This is a genomic window from Polynucleobacter sp. (genome assembly GCF_018500155.2).
Lineage (GTDB): Bacteria > Pseudomonadota > Gammaproteobacteria > Burkholderiales > Burkholderiaceae > Polynucleobacter.
In genome coordinates this window covers 1-16,316 of the sequence record NZ_JAHBAK020000037.1, presented here as the reverse complement: position 1 = coordinate 16,316, position 16,316 = coordinate 1, and the positions used below count along the sequence as shown (strand labels likewise).

At 45.0% G+C, this 16,316-nt stretch carries 16 protein-coding genes; 10 read left to right on the top strand and 6 right to left on the bottom strand.

Translation table 11 applies throughout. The features are described 5' to 3' along the window. The first annotated feature begins 58 nt into the window (after positions 1 to 58). On the top strand, positions 59 to 346 hold the full coding sequence (locus KIH43_RS05000) for a glycine zipper domain-containing protein (protein ID WP_296967445.1): 288 nt from the start codon (positions 59 to 61) through the stop codon (positions 344 to 346). Positions 347 to 391: 45 nt separating this feature from the next. On the opposite strand, the gene KIH43_RS04995 is transcribed toward KIH43_RS05000, so the two are convergent. Both KIH43_RS04995 and KIH43_RS04990 read right to left on the bottom strand, forming a co-directional pair. Continuing rightward, entirely contained in the window at positions 392 to 781 is a 390-nt protein-coding gene (locus KIH43_RS04995) for an OsmC family protein (protein WP_297718378.1), read from the bottom strand. 46 nt (positions 782 to 827) lie between these two features. Further along, positions 828 to 1,238 carry a rhodanese-like domain-containing protein gene (locus KIH43_RS04990; RefSeq protein WP_296967440.1) on the bottom strand — a complete coding sequence of 137 codons (411 nt, stop codon included), beginning with the start codon at positions 1,236 to 1,238 and terminating at the stop codon, positions 828 to 830. Positions 1,239 to 1,296: 58 nt separating this feature from the next. On the opposite strand from KIH43_RS04990, the gene KIH43_RS04985 reads away from it, so the two are divergent. From KIH43_RS04985 to KIH43_RS04945, 9 genes are all read left to right on the top strand, one after another. Next, entirely contained in the window at positions 1,297 to 2,559 is a 1,263-nt protein-coding gene (locus tag KIH43_RS04985) for a putative Na+/H+ antiporter (RefSeq protein ID WP_296967438.1), read from the top strand. A gap of 64 nt (positions 2,560 to 2,623) precedes the next feature. Beyond that, on the top strand, positions 2,624 to 3,970 hold the full coding sequence (miaB, locus tag KIH43_RS04980) for a tRNA (N6-isopentenyl adenosine(37)-C2)-methylthiotransferase MiaB (protein ID WP_297718374.1): 1,347 nt from the start codon (positions 2,624 to 2,626) through the stop codon (positions 3,968 to 3,970). Beyond that, positions 3,960 to 4,430 carry an rRNA maturation RNase YbeY gene (ybeY, locus tag KIH43_RS04975; protein ID WP_297718371.1) on the top strand — a complete coding sequence of 157 codons (471 nt, stop codon included), beginning with the start codon at positions 3,960 to 3,962 and terminating at the stop codon, positions 4,428 to 4,430. Before miaB ends, ybeY begins: the two co-directional genes overlap by 11 nt. Before the next feature lie 46 nt (positions 4,431 to 4,476). Then, entirely contained in the window at positions 4,477 to 5,313 is an 837-nt protein-coding gene (locus tag KIH43_RS04970; protein ID WP_297718368.1) for a transporter associated domain-containing protein, read from the top strand. Between the two features lie 29 nt (positions 5,314 to 5,342). Beyond that, on the top strand, positions 5,343 to 6,845 hold the full coding sequence (gene lnt, locus KIH43_RS04965) for an apolipoprotein N-acyltransferase (RefSeq protein ID WP_297718365.1): 1,503 nt from the start codon (positions 5,343 to 5,345) through the stop codon (positions 6,843 to 6,845). 59 nt (positions 6,846 to 6,904) lie between these two features. Further along, positions 6,905 to 7,777 (top strand): glycine--tRNA ligase subunit alpha, encoded by an 873-nt coding sequence (gene glyQ / locus KIH43_RS04960; protein ID WP_297718362.1) that lies wholly within the window; start codon positions 6,905 to 6,907, stop codon positions 7,775 to 7,777. An 8-nt stretch (positions 7,778 to 7,785) separates the two neighbouring features. After that, complete coding sequence (glyS, locus tag KIH43_RS04955) at positions 7,786 to 9,924, top strand: glycine--tRNA ligase subunit beta (protein WP_297718359.1); 2,139 nt, start codon at positions 7,786 to 7,788, stop codon at positions 9,922 to 9,924. Then, positions 9,921 to 10,493, top strand: coding sequence for a D-glycero-beta-D-manno-heptose 1,7-bisphosphate 7-phosphatase (gene gmhB, locus KIH43_RS04950; RefSeq protein WP_296967419.1), 573 nt, complete (start codon positions 9,921 to 9,923; stop codon positions 10,491 to 10,493). The genes glyS and gmhB overlap by 4 nt, the downstream gene beginning before the upstream one ends. A gap of 7 nt (positions 10,494 to 10,500) precedes the next feature. Further along, positions 10,501 to 11,235: a lysophospholipid acyltransferase family protein gene (locus tag KIH43_RS04945; RefSeq protein ID WP_297718355.1), complete on the top strand. Its 735-nt coding sequence runs from the start codon at positions 10,501 to 10,503 to the stop codon at positions 11,233 to 11,235. Between the two features lie 10 nt (positions 11,236 to 11,245). Here the strand turns inward: KIH43_RS04945 and rsmA are convergent, their stop codons facing one another. The 4 genes from rsmA to lptD all read right to left on the bottom strand — a co-directional run. Next, positions 11,246 to 12,022 (bottom strand): 16S rRNA (adenine(1518)-N(6)/adenine(1519)-N(6))-dimethyltransferase RsmA, encoded by a 777-nt coding sequence (gene rsmA, locus KIH43_RS04940; RefSeq protein WP_297718352.1) that lies wholly within the window; start codon positions 12,020 to 12,022, stop codon positions 11,246 to 11,248. 3 nt (positions 12,023 to 12,025) lie between these two features. Continuing rightward, a complete protein-coding gene (pdxA, locus tag KIH43_RS04935) occupies positions 12,026 to 13,036 on the bottom strand; it encodes a 4-hydroxythreonine-4-phosphate dehydrogenase PdxA (protein ID WP_297718350.1) in 1,011 nt (336 codons plus the stop codon). After that, positions 13,008 to 14,456, bottom strand: a complete 1,449-nt coding sequence (locus KIH43_RS04930; protein WP_297718347.1) for a peptidylprolyl isomerase — start codon at positions 14,454 to 14,456, stop codon at positions 13,008 to 13,010. The genes pdxA and KIH43_RS04930 overlap by 29 nt, the downstream gene beginning before the upstream one ends. Beyond that, a partial coding sequence (gene lptD / locus KIH43_RS04925) for an LPS assembly protein LptD (protein ID WP_297718345.1) occupies positions 14,453 to 16,316 on the bottom strand: 1,864 nt, incomplete at its 5' end. The genes lptD and KIH43_RS04930, both read right to left, overlap by 4 nt.

Sequence of the window (16,316 nt, the reverse complement as noted above, 5' to 3'; positions counted from 1 at the left end):
GGTAAAAAATAATCCACATCGATAGCAGACACAAATTCATTTCAAAGGATTACTTAATATGAAAAAAATTATTGCGATTACAGCAGCAACCCTAGCAATTGCTGGTTGCTCAAACATGAGCAACACTGAACAACGTACATTATCTGGCGGTGCAATCGGTGCAACAGCAGGCGCAATCGGCACTGCAATCTTCCATGGCAATCCTATCTGGGGTGCAGTTGGTGGCGCAGCTGTTGGCGCTGCATCAGGTTACATCTATGATGCATACAAAAAAGAGGAAGCTTCTCAATACGACTCAGGCTACAAGGCCGGCAAGTCTGGCAAACCAGCCAACGCACCAAACTAAACACAGCGCTTTCAGCGCAATTGCAGTAAAACTACCCAGCTTGTATTAATCGACAAGCTGGGTTTTTATTTGAATATCCCCAACCAAAGCCTTATGAATGGGGCACTTATTGGCAATTTCTATTAAGCGATTTTTTTCTTCAAGAGTGAGCTTGCCTTGCAATTGAATATCACGTGAAAAGGTTTCAACATCATTCACGCGCTCAATATCTACAGTCACAATCGCATTCTCTAAATTCATAGACTTGCGTCCAGCGTACATTTTTAGCGTCATGCTGGTACAAGAAGCTAGAGCAGCACCAAGCAACTCATGGGGAGTGGGGCCAGTGCCATTGCCGCCGTTGCTGACGTATGCATCAGATAAAAAATGCAAATCACCAGTTGTTAGTTTTTGTTGTAATGGTCCCTCACCAAATTGCGAAATGACTTTTCTCATATTCTCCCCACCTCAATTAATTGCCTTAATTGGTATTTGTAAAAAATTAATTTGAATGTGGCTTGCTTACTTTAGCTGCTGTAGGCAAGCCCGCTGCTTTCCAAGCACTAAAGCCACCTTCTAAATGACAAACGTGGGGCACCCCCATTTTCTGCAAAGTCTGCGTGGCTAGTGCTGAGCGCCAAGCTGAAGCGCAATATAGAATGAGACGTTTACCCTCACCAAAAATGGGTTTGAAATAAGGGCTTTCAGGATCTACCCAAAATTCCAGCATACCGCGAGGCGCATGCAGGGCGTTAGGAATCATGCCTTCACGCTCAAGCTCCCTCACATCACGTATGTCCACAAAAACCACGTTGGCCTCTGACAATAATTTTTGCGCCTGCTCCAGCGGAACAGTTTCTATTTGAGTCATTGCATCATCAATGAGCTGCTGATAACCAATTTTTAATTTCACCAAAATCCCCTTTAGTGACAATGAATACTCATAATCCATCACCTGCTACTATTGTGCTATGAACTTTACATCGATTGAGCTAGGCGCAAGCATCATTTTTGCAATCGCGGTCTTACACACCTTTTGCACTGGTTATTTTGAATCACTCGCAAAAAATTCAGTACGCCATGCAGGGCTTTGGCACCTTTTGGGTGAAGTAGAGATCGTTTTTGGCTTTTGGGCCGCAGTGCTGATTATTTTCATTTCTTTTGTAGATCACCTAGGTGCTGCAAAAGCTTATTTAAATCAACGCAATTTTACCGAGCCATTATTTGTGTTTGCCATCATGATTGTGGCTGCTAGCAAACCCATTTTGCATTTTTCTACTCAGCTGCTTCATGGTCTTGCTAAGCTTCTGCAGTTGCTTTTGCGCACTCGAAGCGCGCCGATCCTCTATTTCTTAACGCTAGGCGTTACGCCACTTTTAGGCTCTTTAATCACCGAACCCGCAGCAATGACTCTTGCTGCGTTCTTATTAAGAGATTTGGTCTATCGACACCAATGTTCAAAGGCACTGCTTTTTGGAACTTTAGGCGTTTTATTTGTCAACATTTCTATTGGTGGAACATTAACCAATTTTGCGGCTCCACCTGTGCTGATGGTTGCCTCTACTTGGGGTTGGAGCACTGCATTTATGTTCTCCCATTTTGGGATCGAATCCTGTCTTGCGATCTTCATTAATGCTTTAGGCGCAACGTTGTTATTCCACAAACAATTGATTGAGCCTAATGAAAGTCACAAACCTACCAAGATTCCTGTCACCGTCATCGCAATGCATTTATTGTTTTTGCTAGGAGTGGTGGTCTTTGCGCATGATCCCATTCTATTTATGTGGCTCTTGTTATTTTTTATTGGTTACACCACTGCATATCCTAAACACCAAAGCCCATTGATTCTGAAGGAAGCATTATTGGTGGGATTCTTCTTGGCCGGATTAGTTGTATTGGGTGCTCTGCAAGGATGGTGGCTACAACCACTACTAGAAATGATGAGTCCGACTGCTGTCTTTTATGGAAGTCTGGCATTAACTGCCATTACAGATAATGCTGCCCTCACTTATCTTGGATCTTTGGTGACCGGAACTTCTCCAGAATTCAAGCTTGCTCTCGTAGGTGGCGCAGTTGCCGGCGGCGGCCTCACTGTCATTGCAAATGCTCCCAACCCCGCTGGCATTGCCATCCTTCGCAGCCATTTCCCTGGTGGCGCAGTTTCAGCCTTATATCTACTCATTGCCGCTTTACCACCTACCTGTGTCGCAATTGCCGCCTACCGACTGCTGTAAGCTTGCTAAGACTTCCGCTGTAAAATCTGAGCCTCGCCCCCAGTTAGAAACCTGAGAACGGCATATGAAAAAGCTCTATATCAAAACCTTTGGTTGCCAAATGAACGAGTATGACTCGGGCAAAATGGCAGACCTTCTCCATGCTGATGAAGGCATGGTCATGACCAACTCTCCCGAAGATGCAGACGTCGTTCTTCTCAACACCTGCTCCATTCGTGAAAAAGCAGAAGATAAAGTGTTTTCTGATCTTGGCCGTTTACGCGAACTTAAAAAAGCGAAGCCTGATTTATTAATTGGTGTTGGTGGCTGCGTTGCTAGCCAAGAGGGGCAACAAATTGTCAGTCGCGCCCCTTATGTTGATGTTGTCTTTGGTCCACAGACCCTTCATCGATTGAGTGATCTCATTGCGCAACGTCGTAAAACCGGCGTGTCACAGGTGGATATTTCATTTCCAGAAATTGAGAAATTTGATCATCTGCCAGCATCCCGTCAAACCCGTGGCTCTGCGTATGTTTCCATCATGGAAGGGTGCTCAAAATATTGCAGTTATTGCGTTGTCCCCTACACTCGCGGAGAAGAGGTCTCAAGACCTTTTGATGATGTATTAACTGAAGTTGCTGGTATTGCTAGCAAGGGTGTTAAAGAAATTGTGTTGCTAGGTCAAAACGTCAATGCCTATCTCGGAAAAATGGGCAACACAGAAGAGCTTGCTGACTTTGCCCTATTGATTGAATACATTGCTGAAATTCCTGGTGTAGAACGTATTCGCTTTACTACGAGTCATCCAAAAGAATTTACGCAGCGTTTAATTGATGTGTATGCCAAGGTTCCCAAACTCGTCAGCCATTTGCATTTACCAGTACAGCATGGCTCTGATACTGTACTTTCGGCCATGAAACGCGGTTACACGGCACTCGAATACAAAAGCATTATTCGCAAAATGCGCGAAGTTAGACCCGATCTCACACTCTCTAGCGACTTCATCGTAGGCTTTCCTGGTGAAACCGAAGCCGATTTTGAAAGGCTATTAAAAATGGTGAAGGATCTGGAGTTTGATAACAGCTTTTGCTTTATTTTTAGCCCCAGACCGGGGACCCCCGCTGCCAACTTAAGTGATGACACTCCCTACGAGGTCAAACTTAAGCGCTTACAGACCCTGCTAGAAGTGATTGAAAGCCAAGCAAATCACATTAGTCAAAAAATGTTGGGGAGCACTCAGAAAGTCTTAATTGAAGGCCTAGCAAAAGACGGTATTAATTTACAGGGTCGCGCAGAAAATAATCGCGTTGTCCATTTCACCATTCCGGATAATGACATCGAGTCTTGGATTGGAAAGATGGTTGACATTCAAATTACCGAGGTACTGAACTACACCCTAAGGGGTGAACTAGTAGAGGCGCATGCAAACTAAGACTTCATCAAGTGGTCAAAAGCTGATCATGGATATTCAATTTGCTACGCCAGCAATAGAAGCATCCATCAGCCGAAATGCATCCCCTGCCTTGATTAAAAAATGGGTGAAAAGCACTACACCTCTTAAAGGTTTAATCACGTTGCGTTTTGTTAATGCTGCAGAGGGCAAGAAACTGAATCATGCCTATCGCAAAAAAGCGTATGCAACGAATGTATTGACCTTTCCGTACGATAGCTCTAAAGACGAAGTGATTGCAGATCTTATCTTTTGCTTACCGGTGATTCAAAAAGAAGCAAAACAACAAGGAAAACCATTAAAAGCCCATCTGGCACACTTAATTGTGCATGGATGTCTACATGCTCAAGGATATGATCATATGCATGAAAGAGAGGCCAAAAAGATGGAGCGCCTTGAAATTCAACTTTTACAGCAACTAGGCTTTCCCAATCCTTACTGAAGCACCTCATTTTTACCCTGTCACATTTCTAAGCTATCCTTGCTCTATGCCTGACCCCAAATCCCTGTTAGATCACCTGGCTGATTTTTTATCACCTCAGCCCACCAGCCCAAGCGAACGCCGCCAAGAGCTCATTGACACGCTACGAGAAGCGCAAACCGAAGGGCTGATTGATGCCGATGCCCTATCCATGATTGAGGGTGTTTTTCAGGTAGGCCGCTTATGTGCACGCGACATCTTGGTACCTAGGGCACAAATCGATTGGATTGATATCAATCAATCCATATCTGAAATTATCAAAAATGTAATTACGGCGGCGCATTCTCGATTTCCAGTGTTTGAAGGAACTCGCGATAACGTGATCGGCATCTTGTTGGCAAAAGATTTATTGCGCCATGCCACTGAAAAAGATTTTCAAGTGCGAGACTGGCTTAGACCAGCTGTCTTTATTCCTGAATCCAAACGCTTAAGCGTCTTACTGCGTGACTTTAAAGACAATCGTAATCATCTCGCAGTCGTAGTTGATGAATACAGCAGCATTGCGGGAATCATTACCATCGAAGATGTGTTGGAACAAATTGTCGGCGACATCGAGGATGAGCATGATATTGATGAAGAAGCTGACAACATCATTTCCTTAGACAATGGCGACATTCGAGTGAAAGGTATTACAGAACTTGATCAATTCAATGCGGCATTGGGCACTCACTTCGCCCCTGATGACATTGAAACGGTTGCCGGCCTTGTTATTCAGCATCTCGGCCGAGTTCCCAAGATAGGCGAACTTGTTGAAATTGACGATATCGAATTTGAAGTGCAACGTGCTGACCCACGTCAAATACATATATTGTTGGCGCGCCAAAAACCCAAGAGCGCAGAATAAGGTTGAGCTTGTCCAGTAGGCAATCCTTTGTGCGTAGCCCAATAGCGCTACCTCTCATTCTTTTTACACTGGGCGCTTTGCTCGCAGGTAGTGCTGAACTAACCTATGGCGGCTGGACTCAAATTCCCATCCTCAGTATTGTTTGGTGGCAGCTTTCACGTGAGCAATCCAGATCTTTAAAACACTATTTTTTCCTGAGTCTTGCTTTTGGTATCGGCTACTTTGTGGTTGGCCTATGGTGGCTCTATATCAGCATGCATGATGTAGGCGGAATAAATGCCTTGCTTTCGTGCGTAGCTGTTTTTCTGCTTTCGGCTTATCTTGCCATTTATATTGCTGGGGCCTGTGCATCCATTCGCATTTTTAACAATACAAAGTTCATGGGTTTGCTGCTGGCCTCAAGCTGGGTCATCTTTGAATACCTGCGCGGAGAGATATTCACCGGCTTTCCTTGGATGGGATTGGCAGAGACACAAGTCAACGGACCCTTTGCGCCCATTGCCCCATGGCTTGGCGGTCTTGCATGTACTTTTTTAGTGGTGTTGATTTCTTGGGAACTCTTTCAACTCAAAAAGAGAGTTGTATTTAGCAGTGTTGTAATCATTGGCGCTCTAGGGTTAGTGCAAATAGCAGGCTTGGTAAGTTTTACTCAGCCAACTGGCGAACCTATGAGTGTTCGCCTGATTCAAGGAAACTTCGAGCAAAGCTTAAAGTTCAACCCCCAGGCTATTGGCCAGCAAATTTATTTCTATGAGACAGCCATCCAAAGCACACCGGCTGATCTCATCATTATTCCTGAGACAGCTTTCCCCTGGCCACAAAATCATTTACCGTCAGGCCTCTTAAGCCGTCTTCAAGAATTTTCCAACACAAGCTCAAGCAATATTTTGTTAGGCCTAATAGGAGAGGTATCTGAGAAAAACGGTTTGCAATATACCAATCGAGCAACTGGTCTCTCACCGAATACTGCTCAGTACCAATACGACAAAATACATCTCGTTCCTTTTGGTGAATTTATTCCTCCAGGCTTTCATTGGTTCGTTAAAGCATTTAATGTGCCGCTCAGTGACTTTGCCCGCGGCAGCATTACACAAACTCCATTTAATGTTTTACGTCAAAAACAAGAAACTATTCGCGCCGCCATCACTATTTGCTATGAAGATGTATTTGGTGATGAACTGGCAAGTCGCATACGCAACAATACAGAGCCCACCAATCTGTTGATCAACCTGACTAATCTCGCCTGGTTTGGACAATCACAAGCGCCAACCCAACAATTACGACTATCCCAATTACGCTCCCTTGAAACAGGGCTGCCGGCATTAAGAGCAACCAATACGGGCATCACTTCTGTCTTGGGTCATGACGGTAAGGTGCTGCAATCACTTCCCGAATTTACGCAAGCAACACTCAGCACCCAAGTGCAAGCCTATAGCGGCAAAACGCCCTATGTGATTTGGGGTAATTTCCCGATTTTGATCATTTCTTGCTTGATGCTGATCTGGGGTCTTGTTCGTCAAAGACGTTTTTAGTCATTTTTATCTCTGTGATCCCCTAGCCATGTAAAATCAATGGCTTAGCCAGGTTAATCATGCTTACTTTTCAGCAAATCATTCTCAAACTACAAGAATATTGGGACCAACAAGGTTGTGCCCTATTACAACCTATCGACTTAGAAGTGGGCGCCGGTACATCTCATACCGCCACCTTCTTAAGAGCCATTGGCCCAGAGCCCTGGAAGGCGGCTTATGTGCAACCCTCCCGCAGACCAAAAGATGGTCGCTATGGTGAAAATCCAAATCGCTTGCAACACTACTATCAATACCAAGTCGTTCTTAAGCCAGCGCCCGAAAATATTCTTGAACTCTATTTGGGTTCCCTAGAAGCGCTCGGTCTTGATCTCAAAGAAAACGACATCCGTTTTGTGGAAGACGATTGGGAGAACCCCACCTTAGGTGCCTGGGGCTTAGGCTGGGAAGTTTGGCTGAACGGCATGGAAGTTACCCAGTTCACCTATTTTCAACAAGTAGGCGGTATAGATTGCAAACCAGTATTGGGTGAAATCACTTACGGTATTGAACGTTTGGCAATGTACATACAAAACTGCTCTAACGTGTATGACCTAGTTTGGGCTGATGGCATTTCTTATGGTGACGTCTACCACCAAAACGAAGTAGAGCAATCTAGCTACAACTTTGAGCACTCGAATACGGATTTGCTATTTGCAAACTTTAGTAATTATGAAAGTGAAGCGAAACGATTGATGGAAGTACCGCTTGCCTTACCCGCTTATGAAATGGTTCTCAAAGCTGCCCATACTTTCAATCTATTGGATGCACGTGGTGCAATATCAGTGACTGAACGCGCTGCCTACATCGGTCGTATCCGCAATTTATCGCGTTCAGTAGCGCAAGCTTATTTTGAATCCCGAGAAAAGCTCGGCTTTCCAATGTGTCAACGTTAATTCACAGTATGAGCACATCCACACCTAATACACAGTCAGCCAATCTATTGATTGAGGTATTCACAGAAGAGTTACCTCCCAAATCATTGAGGCGTCTAGGTGATGCATTTAGTGAAGGTATTTTTAGTCATTTGAAAGCGGCTAACCTGACCACTGATGGATCTGTTGTCACCAGTTTTGCTACCCCAAGACGCTTAGCAGTAGAAATTTCCAATGTACTAGAGCGTGCAGCTGACTATCCTGTTAGGGAAAAACTTCTTCCTACGAGTATCGCTTTCGATGCTGAAGGAAAAGCGACGCCACCGCTCTTAAAAAAATTGGCTACGCTTGGTTATGCGGATACTGATCTATCCACATTAGAAAAATCTGGTGAAGGCAAAAACGAAGCGTTATATCTCAATGTCATTGCCAAGGGTGCACAGCTAGAAAATACTGCTCAAGCCGCTCTGGAGCAAACATTAAACAAGCTCCCAATTGCCAAAATGATGCACTATCAAGTGCAACAATCGGGCGGTGAACTGATCGATGTGCAATTTGCGCGTCCTGCACACCGTATCATCGCCCTGCATGGCAATAAGGTACTGAATATCAATGGTCTGGGCATTGCTGCAAGCAATCAAACAGAAGGTCATCGCTTTTTAGCACCAGGTGTATTTACTATCACCAGTGCTGATAGCTATGAAAATGCCTTAGAAACTAAAGCAAAGGTAATACCCAGTTTTACAAAGCGCCGTGCCCATATTGAATCTGCGTTATTAAAAGCAGCTGGCGATGATTTGGTGCTCATGCCTGATAGTCTTTTAGACGAAGTCACTGCATTAGTAGAGTGGCCTGCTGTTTATGCATGTCAATTTGATCCTGAATTCTTGGAGGTTCCTCAAGAGTGCTTGATTTTGACAATGCAAACCAATCAAAAATACTTTGCCCTGACCGATAAACAGGGTAAGTTGCGTAATCGCTTCTTAATTGTTTCGAACATTGAGACGACAACTCCAAATGCCATCATTTCTGGAAATGAACGGGTTGTACGTCCTCGCTTATCCGATGCACGGTTTTTCTTCCAACAAGATCAAAAGCGCTCATTAGCAAAACGTGTGGCGGATCTTGCAAAGGTGGTTTATCACAACCAACTGGGCAATCAACTTGACCGCACAGAGCGCGTGAGAGCAATCGCTAGAGGGATCGCCCAAAAACTCAAAGCAGATGAAAAACTTGCTGATCGCGCAGCAGAGATTGCCAAAACCGACCTGCTCACAGATATGGTCGGTGAATTTCCGGAGCTTCAAGGCATCATGGGCACTTACTATGCAAACCATGATGGCGAAAATTCTGAAGTTGCTGCTGCTTGCAGCGAACACTATATGCCACGCTTCGCAGGTGATGCATTACCAAAAACCTCAACCGGCACTATTTTGGCGATCGCCGATAAATTAGAAACATTGGTTGGCATCTGGGGTGTAGGTTTGGCACCAACTGGCGACAAAGATCCGTATGCTCTTCGTCGCCACGCATTGGGTATTTGCAGGCTATTACTCGAAAAGAATCTAGCGTTGAATCTGGTTGAGCTCATTGAGTTAGCTCGCGCGCAATTTCCGCAAAATGAAGTGCAAGCAAATGCTAAAACTGCCGATATATACGAATTTATTATTGATCGCATGCGCGCCTATTTGCGTGACCAATCTTTTGCTGGTAAGCCCTTTACGAGCGCAGAAATTGATGCAGTATTGAGCCAATCACCGGCACAGATCCACGACTTGGTAGAGCGCTTAACCGCCCTCAGAGAATTTAATGCCCTACCTCAAGCTGCTCAATTGGCGGCAGCTAATAAACGCATTAGTAATATTCTGAAGAAAACAACTACCCCGATCCCGGCTGCATGCGCAAGCAAGCTTTTGCAAATTCCCGCTGAAGTTACATTGCAAAATGCGCTCGAGAAAGCAACTCCTGCTTTAGTTGCAGCGTATGAAAACCGTCAATTTGTAGAACTCTTAAAGGCGTTGGTAACCTTAAGCGAACCCATCGATCAATTTTTTGCGGACGTGATGGTAATGGATCCCAACCCAGAACTTCGGGATAACCGCTTGGCACTCCTGCAACAACTTCACCAGAAAATGAATCTCGTTGCCGATCTCGGCAAATTAGCATGAGCACTAGCTCTTCAAAACTCATTATTTTGGATCGCGATGGCGTCATCAACGAAGATCGCGATGATTATGTCAAGTCTGTTGATGAATGGGTCCCTCTGCCGGGAAGTCTTGAAGCCATTGCGCTTCTCAATCAAGCGGGCTACCAAATAGCCATTGCCACTAATCAGTCTGGCCTTGCCAGAGGCTTCTTTTCTATCAACGATTTGCATGCCATGCATAGCAAAATGGAAAAGCTACTTCAACCGCTTGGTGGAAAAATCGATAGCATTTTCTTTTGTCCACATACTGATGCTAGTGGTTGCGATTGTCGCAAGCCTGCACCAGGCCTTATGAAAGAAATTGCTCTGCGTTATCAGTTGTCCAGTAGCGCTCAACCTTTGCTGGGCGTACCCATCGTAGGAGACTCTCTTCGCGACCTTCAAGCGGGGGTAACCTTGGGTGCCTCGCCACACCTTGTGCTAACAGGTAAGGGCCAAAAAACCATGGATAAAGGCAATCTACCATTGGGTACTCAAATTCATGCCGATCTCATGGCTTTTGCAACCGCTTTACTGAAACCTCAAGCCTAGGATCCTCATGGAATTTTTGCGCTCCATTCTGTTTGCGATTTTTCTTGTCATTTTCACCCCCATCTGGTCAGTGCTGTGCATGCTGGCTTTTCCATTTTTAAGTCCAGAAAATCGCTATACCTTTATTGGCTTGTGGAACAAGATTGTCATTTGGCTGCTCTGGCATCTTTGTGGAATTCATTATGAAATTCGCGGCATGGAAAACATGTATGCGGTTATCAATCAACCCGTCGTGATTTTGAGCAAACATCAATCTGCTTACGAGACCATTGCCTATATTGCTCTTTTACCAAAACAACTGTGTTTTGTTTTTAAAAGAGAATTGTTGTGGATCCCCTTCTTTGGTTGGGCATTAGCTTTACTGAAGATGATTCATATTAATCGCGCAAATAAACAAACAGCGGCGCTCTCAGTTGCAAGCCAAGGTCGTGAGCGGCTTAGCGAAGGCAAGTGGATTTTGCTGTTTCCGGAGGGTACTCGGACGCCGAGAGGATCTACCACTCCTTACCGCAAAGGGGGCGCACGCCTGGCTAGCGCAACAGGAGCGCTTGTCATCCCGATTGCTCATAATGCGGGTATTTGCTGGCCTAAGAATAGTTTCTTGAAAAAACCTGGCACTGTCATTTTTTCTATTGGCCCTGCTATTACTTCTGAAGGCAAAAGCGGAGAAGCTTTACAACAAGAAGTAGAGACTTGGATTGAAACGGAAATGCGCCAGATTGATCCTAGCGCGTACCGTTAAGCGGGTCGCATTAATCTGCTATTAGCTTGGCCCACTCAATATAGCGACTCACCGGAATATCTTGAGCTCGGGCCTTGAGCTCATCCTCACTTAACACCAACTTCGCTGCAAAAGATTGCAAATTCGTCCGCAACATCTTCCTGCGTTGTGCAAATGCTGCCGCAACTACTTTTTCTAGCGCATTCCATTGATCTGATGTCAGACAAAAATCTCGCTTTGGAATCATGCGCACCACCGCTGAATTGACTTTAGGCGCGGGTTCAAAAGCCTGCGGAGGAACCTCAAGAACTTGCTCCATGTCATAACGTGTCTGAAGCATGACTGACAATCTACTAAAGTCTGAGCTGCCCGCTTGCGCCACCATTCTTTCAACCACTTCTGCCTGCAACATAAAGACCTGCTCATCAATGTATTTAGCAGCAGATACTAAATGAAATAGCAACGGCGAAGATATGTTGTATGGCAAGTTGCCCACCACCTTGCAGAGCCCAGACTTTTGATGACGGTCTTGCGCCCACTGCTCAAAATCAAACTTGAGTGCATCACCCTCAATAACATTTAAGCCTGGTAGATTTTCCTGCTGCCAATAAGCCACTAAATCGCGATCGATCTCCAATAGATCCAAATGGTCAAGATTGACCAAAAGAGGTTTAGTCAAGGCTCCAAGACCAGGTCCAATTTCGATCACATGCATATCCGGACTTGGATGAATCAAAGAAACAATCGAATAAATGATGCCTTGATCTTGCAAGAAATTTTGACCAAAGCGCTTACGTGCACGATGCATGGCCTATGACCTCTTTTGCTGATTGAGCGCCAATTGATAAGCCAAACGCAAGGCTTCGAGCATTGAGCCAGAATCCGCCATACCTTTGCCTGCAATATCTAACGCTGTTCCATGATCTACGGAGGTGCGAATGATTGGTAACCCTAGGGTGACATTCACGCCACCACCAAATGTCACAAATTTAAATGGGGCTAAGCCTTGATCGTGATACATCGCTATGAAAGCGTCGACTTTTTGTAATGCCTTGAGATCAAACATCGTATCACCAGGAAAAGGTCCGACAACGTCAATCCCAAGAGCTTTAGCAGACTCAATTGCCGGAATAATGACATCAATCTCTTCTCGCCCCAGATAGCCTGATTCCCCTGCATGTGGATTTAGTCCAGCCACCCGAATATGTGGATGAGATATGCCAAATTTACGCTGCAGATCTTGATGAACGATTTGAATGGTTTCTAAAAGTGTTGCTTTGGTTAAAGCCTGAGACACGTTTTGCAATGGCAAATGGGTGGTAGCGAGAGCTACCCGTAAATGCGCAGCAGATTGAAGACCCAGAAATCCCTGGGCTAAAGGCGCGCAGAGCATCATGACCACACGCTTCACATGGCAACGCTCTGCCAAGTATTCCGTATGCCCCGTAAAAGAGATACCCGCTAAATTGATCACGCTTTTTTGAATGGGAGCAGTCACCATCGCATCAAAAGAGCCGTCAAGACAGCCATCAATTGCGCAGTTCAATGTATTTAATACATATTGCGCATGATCGGCATTAACCACGCCTGGCTTCACAGCGAATAACAATGGAACTGAATGAATGAGAATGCGCTCATTTGGAATACTACCTGGTTGATCAAGCGACCTTAATAGATCGGCATCCCCAATCAGAGTAATTTTTGCATTAGGCTGCTCTGCAAGAAATTGTCTTGCGGCAGCAACTGATATTTCAGGCCCTATACCAGCTGGCTCGCCGGTAGTTACCGCCAAATTAACGCGGGGCTTTTGCTGAGGCATCATCTGTATTCAAGACCTTGACTGTTGCTGTGTCTCTTAGTTCACGCAACCAATCTTGATAAGCCTGCTCAAATTTTCTTTCCCGAATAGCAGCACGAGCAAATTGACGTTGCTTTTCAACGGTAAGCTGCGCTTCGCGACGCTCTAATACCTGAATTAAATGCCAACCAAATTCTGTTTTTACTGGATTGCTTACTTCACCAATTTGCAAACGATTCATTGCTAACTCAAACTCGGGCACTAAGTCTCCAGGACCCATCCAACCTAAATTTCCGCCATTTTGAGCAGAACCGTCTTCAGAATACTTCTTAGCAAGCTCACCAAAATCAGCAGTTTTAGCGCGGACCTGATCACGGTATCCAGCAAGGCGCCGCTCAGCATCTTGATCAGATAAGCCAGCGCGATGGCGCAATAAAATATGGCGAGATAAGGTTTGCGTAATAGGAATGTTTTGCGGAGTGCTTGGGGTTGCATCCGCTTGCGGCGCAGCTTGACCACCAGCAACGAGTGCACGGCGATCCAATACCTTAAGAACGTGATAACCCGCAGGACTTTTCACAACCGCATTAGCTACTTGGCCCCCACCCGTATTTCTAACTGCTTCATAAAAAATCTGCGGCAGTCTATCGGGGGTACGATACCCTAACTCTTGGAATTTGATTTTCGGATTTTCTTGTGCCGCCATTGCCCCTAGCGAGAGAAAATCGGCGCCTCCTTTAGCTTCACGTAATAAGCTCTCTGCTTTTTTCTTCGCATCTGCTTGAGCGCCAAGACCAGCACCTGCATCAGCAGGAATAAAAATTTGGGCTACATCAATCTCTTCCGGCTCACCTTTTGCTGCTGGTGCGGAGCGCGCTCCAGCCCCCATGCTTAAGGCGCGATTCTTTTCGACAATATAGTTATCAATCTCAGCATCTGAAATTTTAATTTTGGCTTCAATCTCACGCTCACGATAACGGCTGGTCATCACGTCATTACGGAGGAATTCTTTGTACTTCTCAAAAGAGCTACCTGAGGCCTCAATCTTTTGCTTAAACTCTGCAACACTGAGTTTATTTTTTGCAGCAATATTTTCAATAATGCTATTGAGTTCTTTTTCGTTTACAGAAAACCCTTCGCGTTCAGCATTCTGAATTTGAATCTTTTCAAGTATTAAACGATCTAGAACCTCCTTACGCAAGGTGGCCTCATCCGGCGCTTTTGCCCCCTGCTTCTTCAATGCATTAATACGGTCATCAATTTCTTTACGCGTAATAAAACCCGTATTCACAACGACTACGACACCATCGATATGACGCACTTTATTGTCACTTGCTTTGGATGCTGCCTGATCTTGCGCATGGGCATTACCAACGCAAAGAAGGGCGCTAAGGATGAACTTCATCCACGCATCAAAAATAAAGTGTTTTTTCAAAAAGATCATTGGTAATTCTCAAAAGTTGAGATTGGCAACGGTTTAGGAGTAGGCATATAACCAGGCACATTCAGCTTCATTAAATCAACAGGATTATCCCCCACTACACCGAGCCCTCTAAATTCAACCTGAAACATAATTTGCGTCGTCGTATTGTTGTTTAGCAATAGTTGAGAGTAAGAGCTACGAAACACCATGCAATCCCGTACATACTCTAATGCAACCACAGTATTTAACGTTTTTGAGGCAAGAGAATCATACCCCCATCGACCAACTAAAGAAACATCTTTCGTGACCGGCCATTGCCCAGAAATATTGTATTGATCAGTAGTTGTCGCTGCTGGTGTACCAATTGGGTTAAATGGTGAGGCTTGAATAGGCGGCTGCCAAACATTGCGGTAACCAAAATTCAGGCTGCGGCCCATGGTTGGCCGCCAGCTTCCACCAACCGTAGTTTGCACAAAGCGATTGAGCTGTGAGTTGTATTGACCAAAGAAGTCCGCATTGAAGTTACCCATTAAACGAACACCTGCAGATGCAAGAGTGTCTGAATACGTGGTGGGATTTGCGATGTTACCGGTAAGGCCAACACGCTGACCTGTAAATTGTTGTTGTTGTGCGAGGGTAAAGACTGCGCGATCAGCTCCAGTAGTTGCTTCTGTAATTCGACTTGTAAGTCCAACAGTCATTTTATTGTTATCTGAAATGCGATCGTTACCAATAAAAGTGTTTTCACTAAAAATCTGTGAAATACCAAAGCCTTGATCAGCAGTATCAAACAATGGCGTATTTGCCTGATTGACATAAGGCGTGTAAACATAGAACGCTCTTGGCTCAAGACTGAGCAACATTTCACGTCCAAAAAAACTACCCATCTCCAAAGCATCACGCTCAAGCGCTAAGCCGCTATCCAAACTCACCGTTGGAATCAAAAAGCCCTGAGCTGGTTGATAACCAGGTTGAAAAGCAATCGCGTTATACGTATTGGATTGAAATGAAACCTTAGGGCGCACATAGTATCCAGGAGTAATCGTAGGGTACTCCATTGCACCTTTCACAATTGTTCGATCCGCTTGACTAAAAATACCAGGGGCTGTTCCTGGTGTAGCGCTCGCAATGTTGTATTGAAAACGCGTAAAGTCGGTAGCTAACATCGACGTTGGTCCAGTTGGCAAGGTAATGTACTTACCATCATTTCCCGATGTCGGTGGTACCAAGTTACTACGATAGACTGCGGTAACTTGCGGAAGAATGTTGTAAGGAGCACCAACCACGCTTGGCAAATTCGGTTGCAATGTTTGAAAGGTTTGTGCTTTTGCGCCTACTGTCCAGTTACTTAATGCAGAAGGCAATTGAGACAGAACACCAAACTCTTGACGGAACTGACTTGTCACGCTGCCAGCTACTGTTTGAGAAAAATCGGTTGGGTATTTGTTATCAGATACTTTGGCTGCATTGACATATGCATTCACAGATCCTGGACCACCCATAGTAGATCCAAATACATTCTGCCGTTGTTGCCAGTCATAACGCCAACGATTAATACCACCCGCCTTCTGATCATGTGGCAAATAATCACCCATGACATTACCCACATATGCAGGATTGATAAACCGATACCCCATTCCCAATTGCAAACCACGCTGACTCATGTAGCGCGGCAAGATAGTCAAATCTTTATCAGGAGCAATATTGACGTAATACGGTTGAGTAATATCCACGCCATTTTTTGAGTTGTACCCAGCAATAGGTGGCAGCAAACCAGAGCGTCTCTCTCTTCCCATCGGCAAACTGAAATAGGGCACATAGGCCATAGGAATATTGAACACATGCATGACACCATCCTGGCCCTGTCTCTTATACACATCT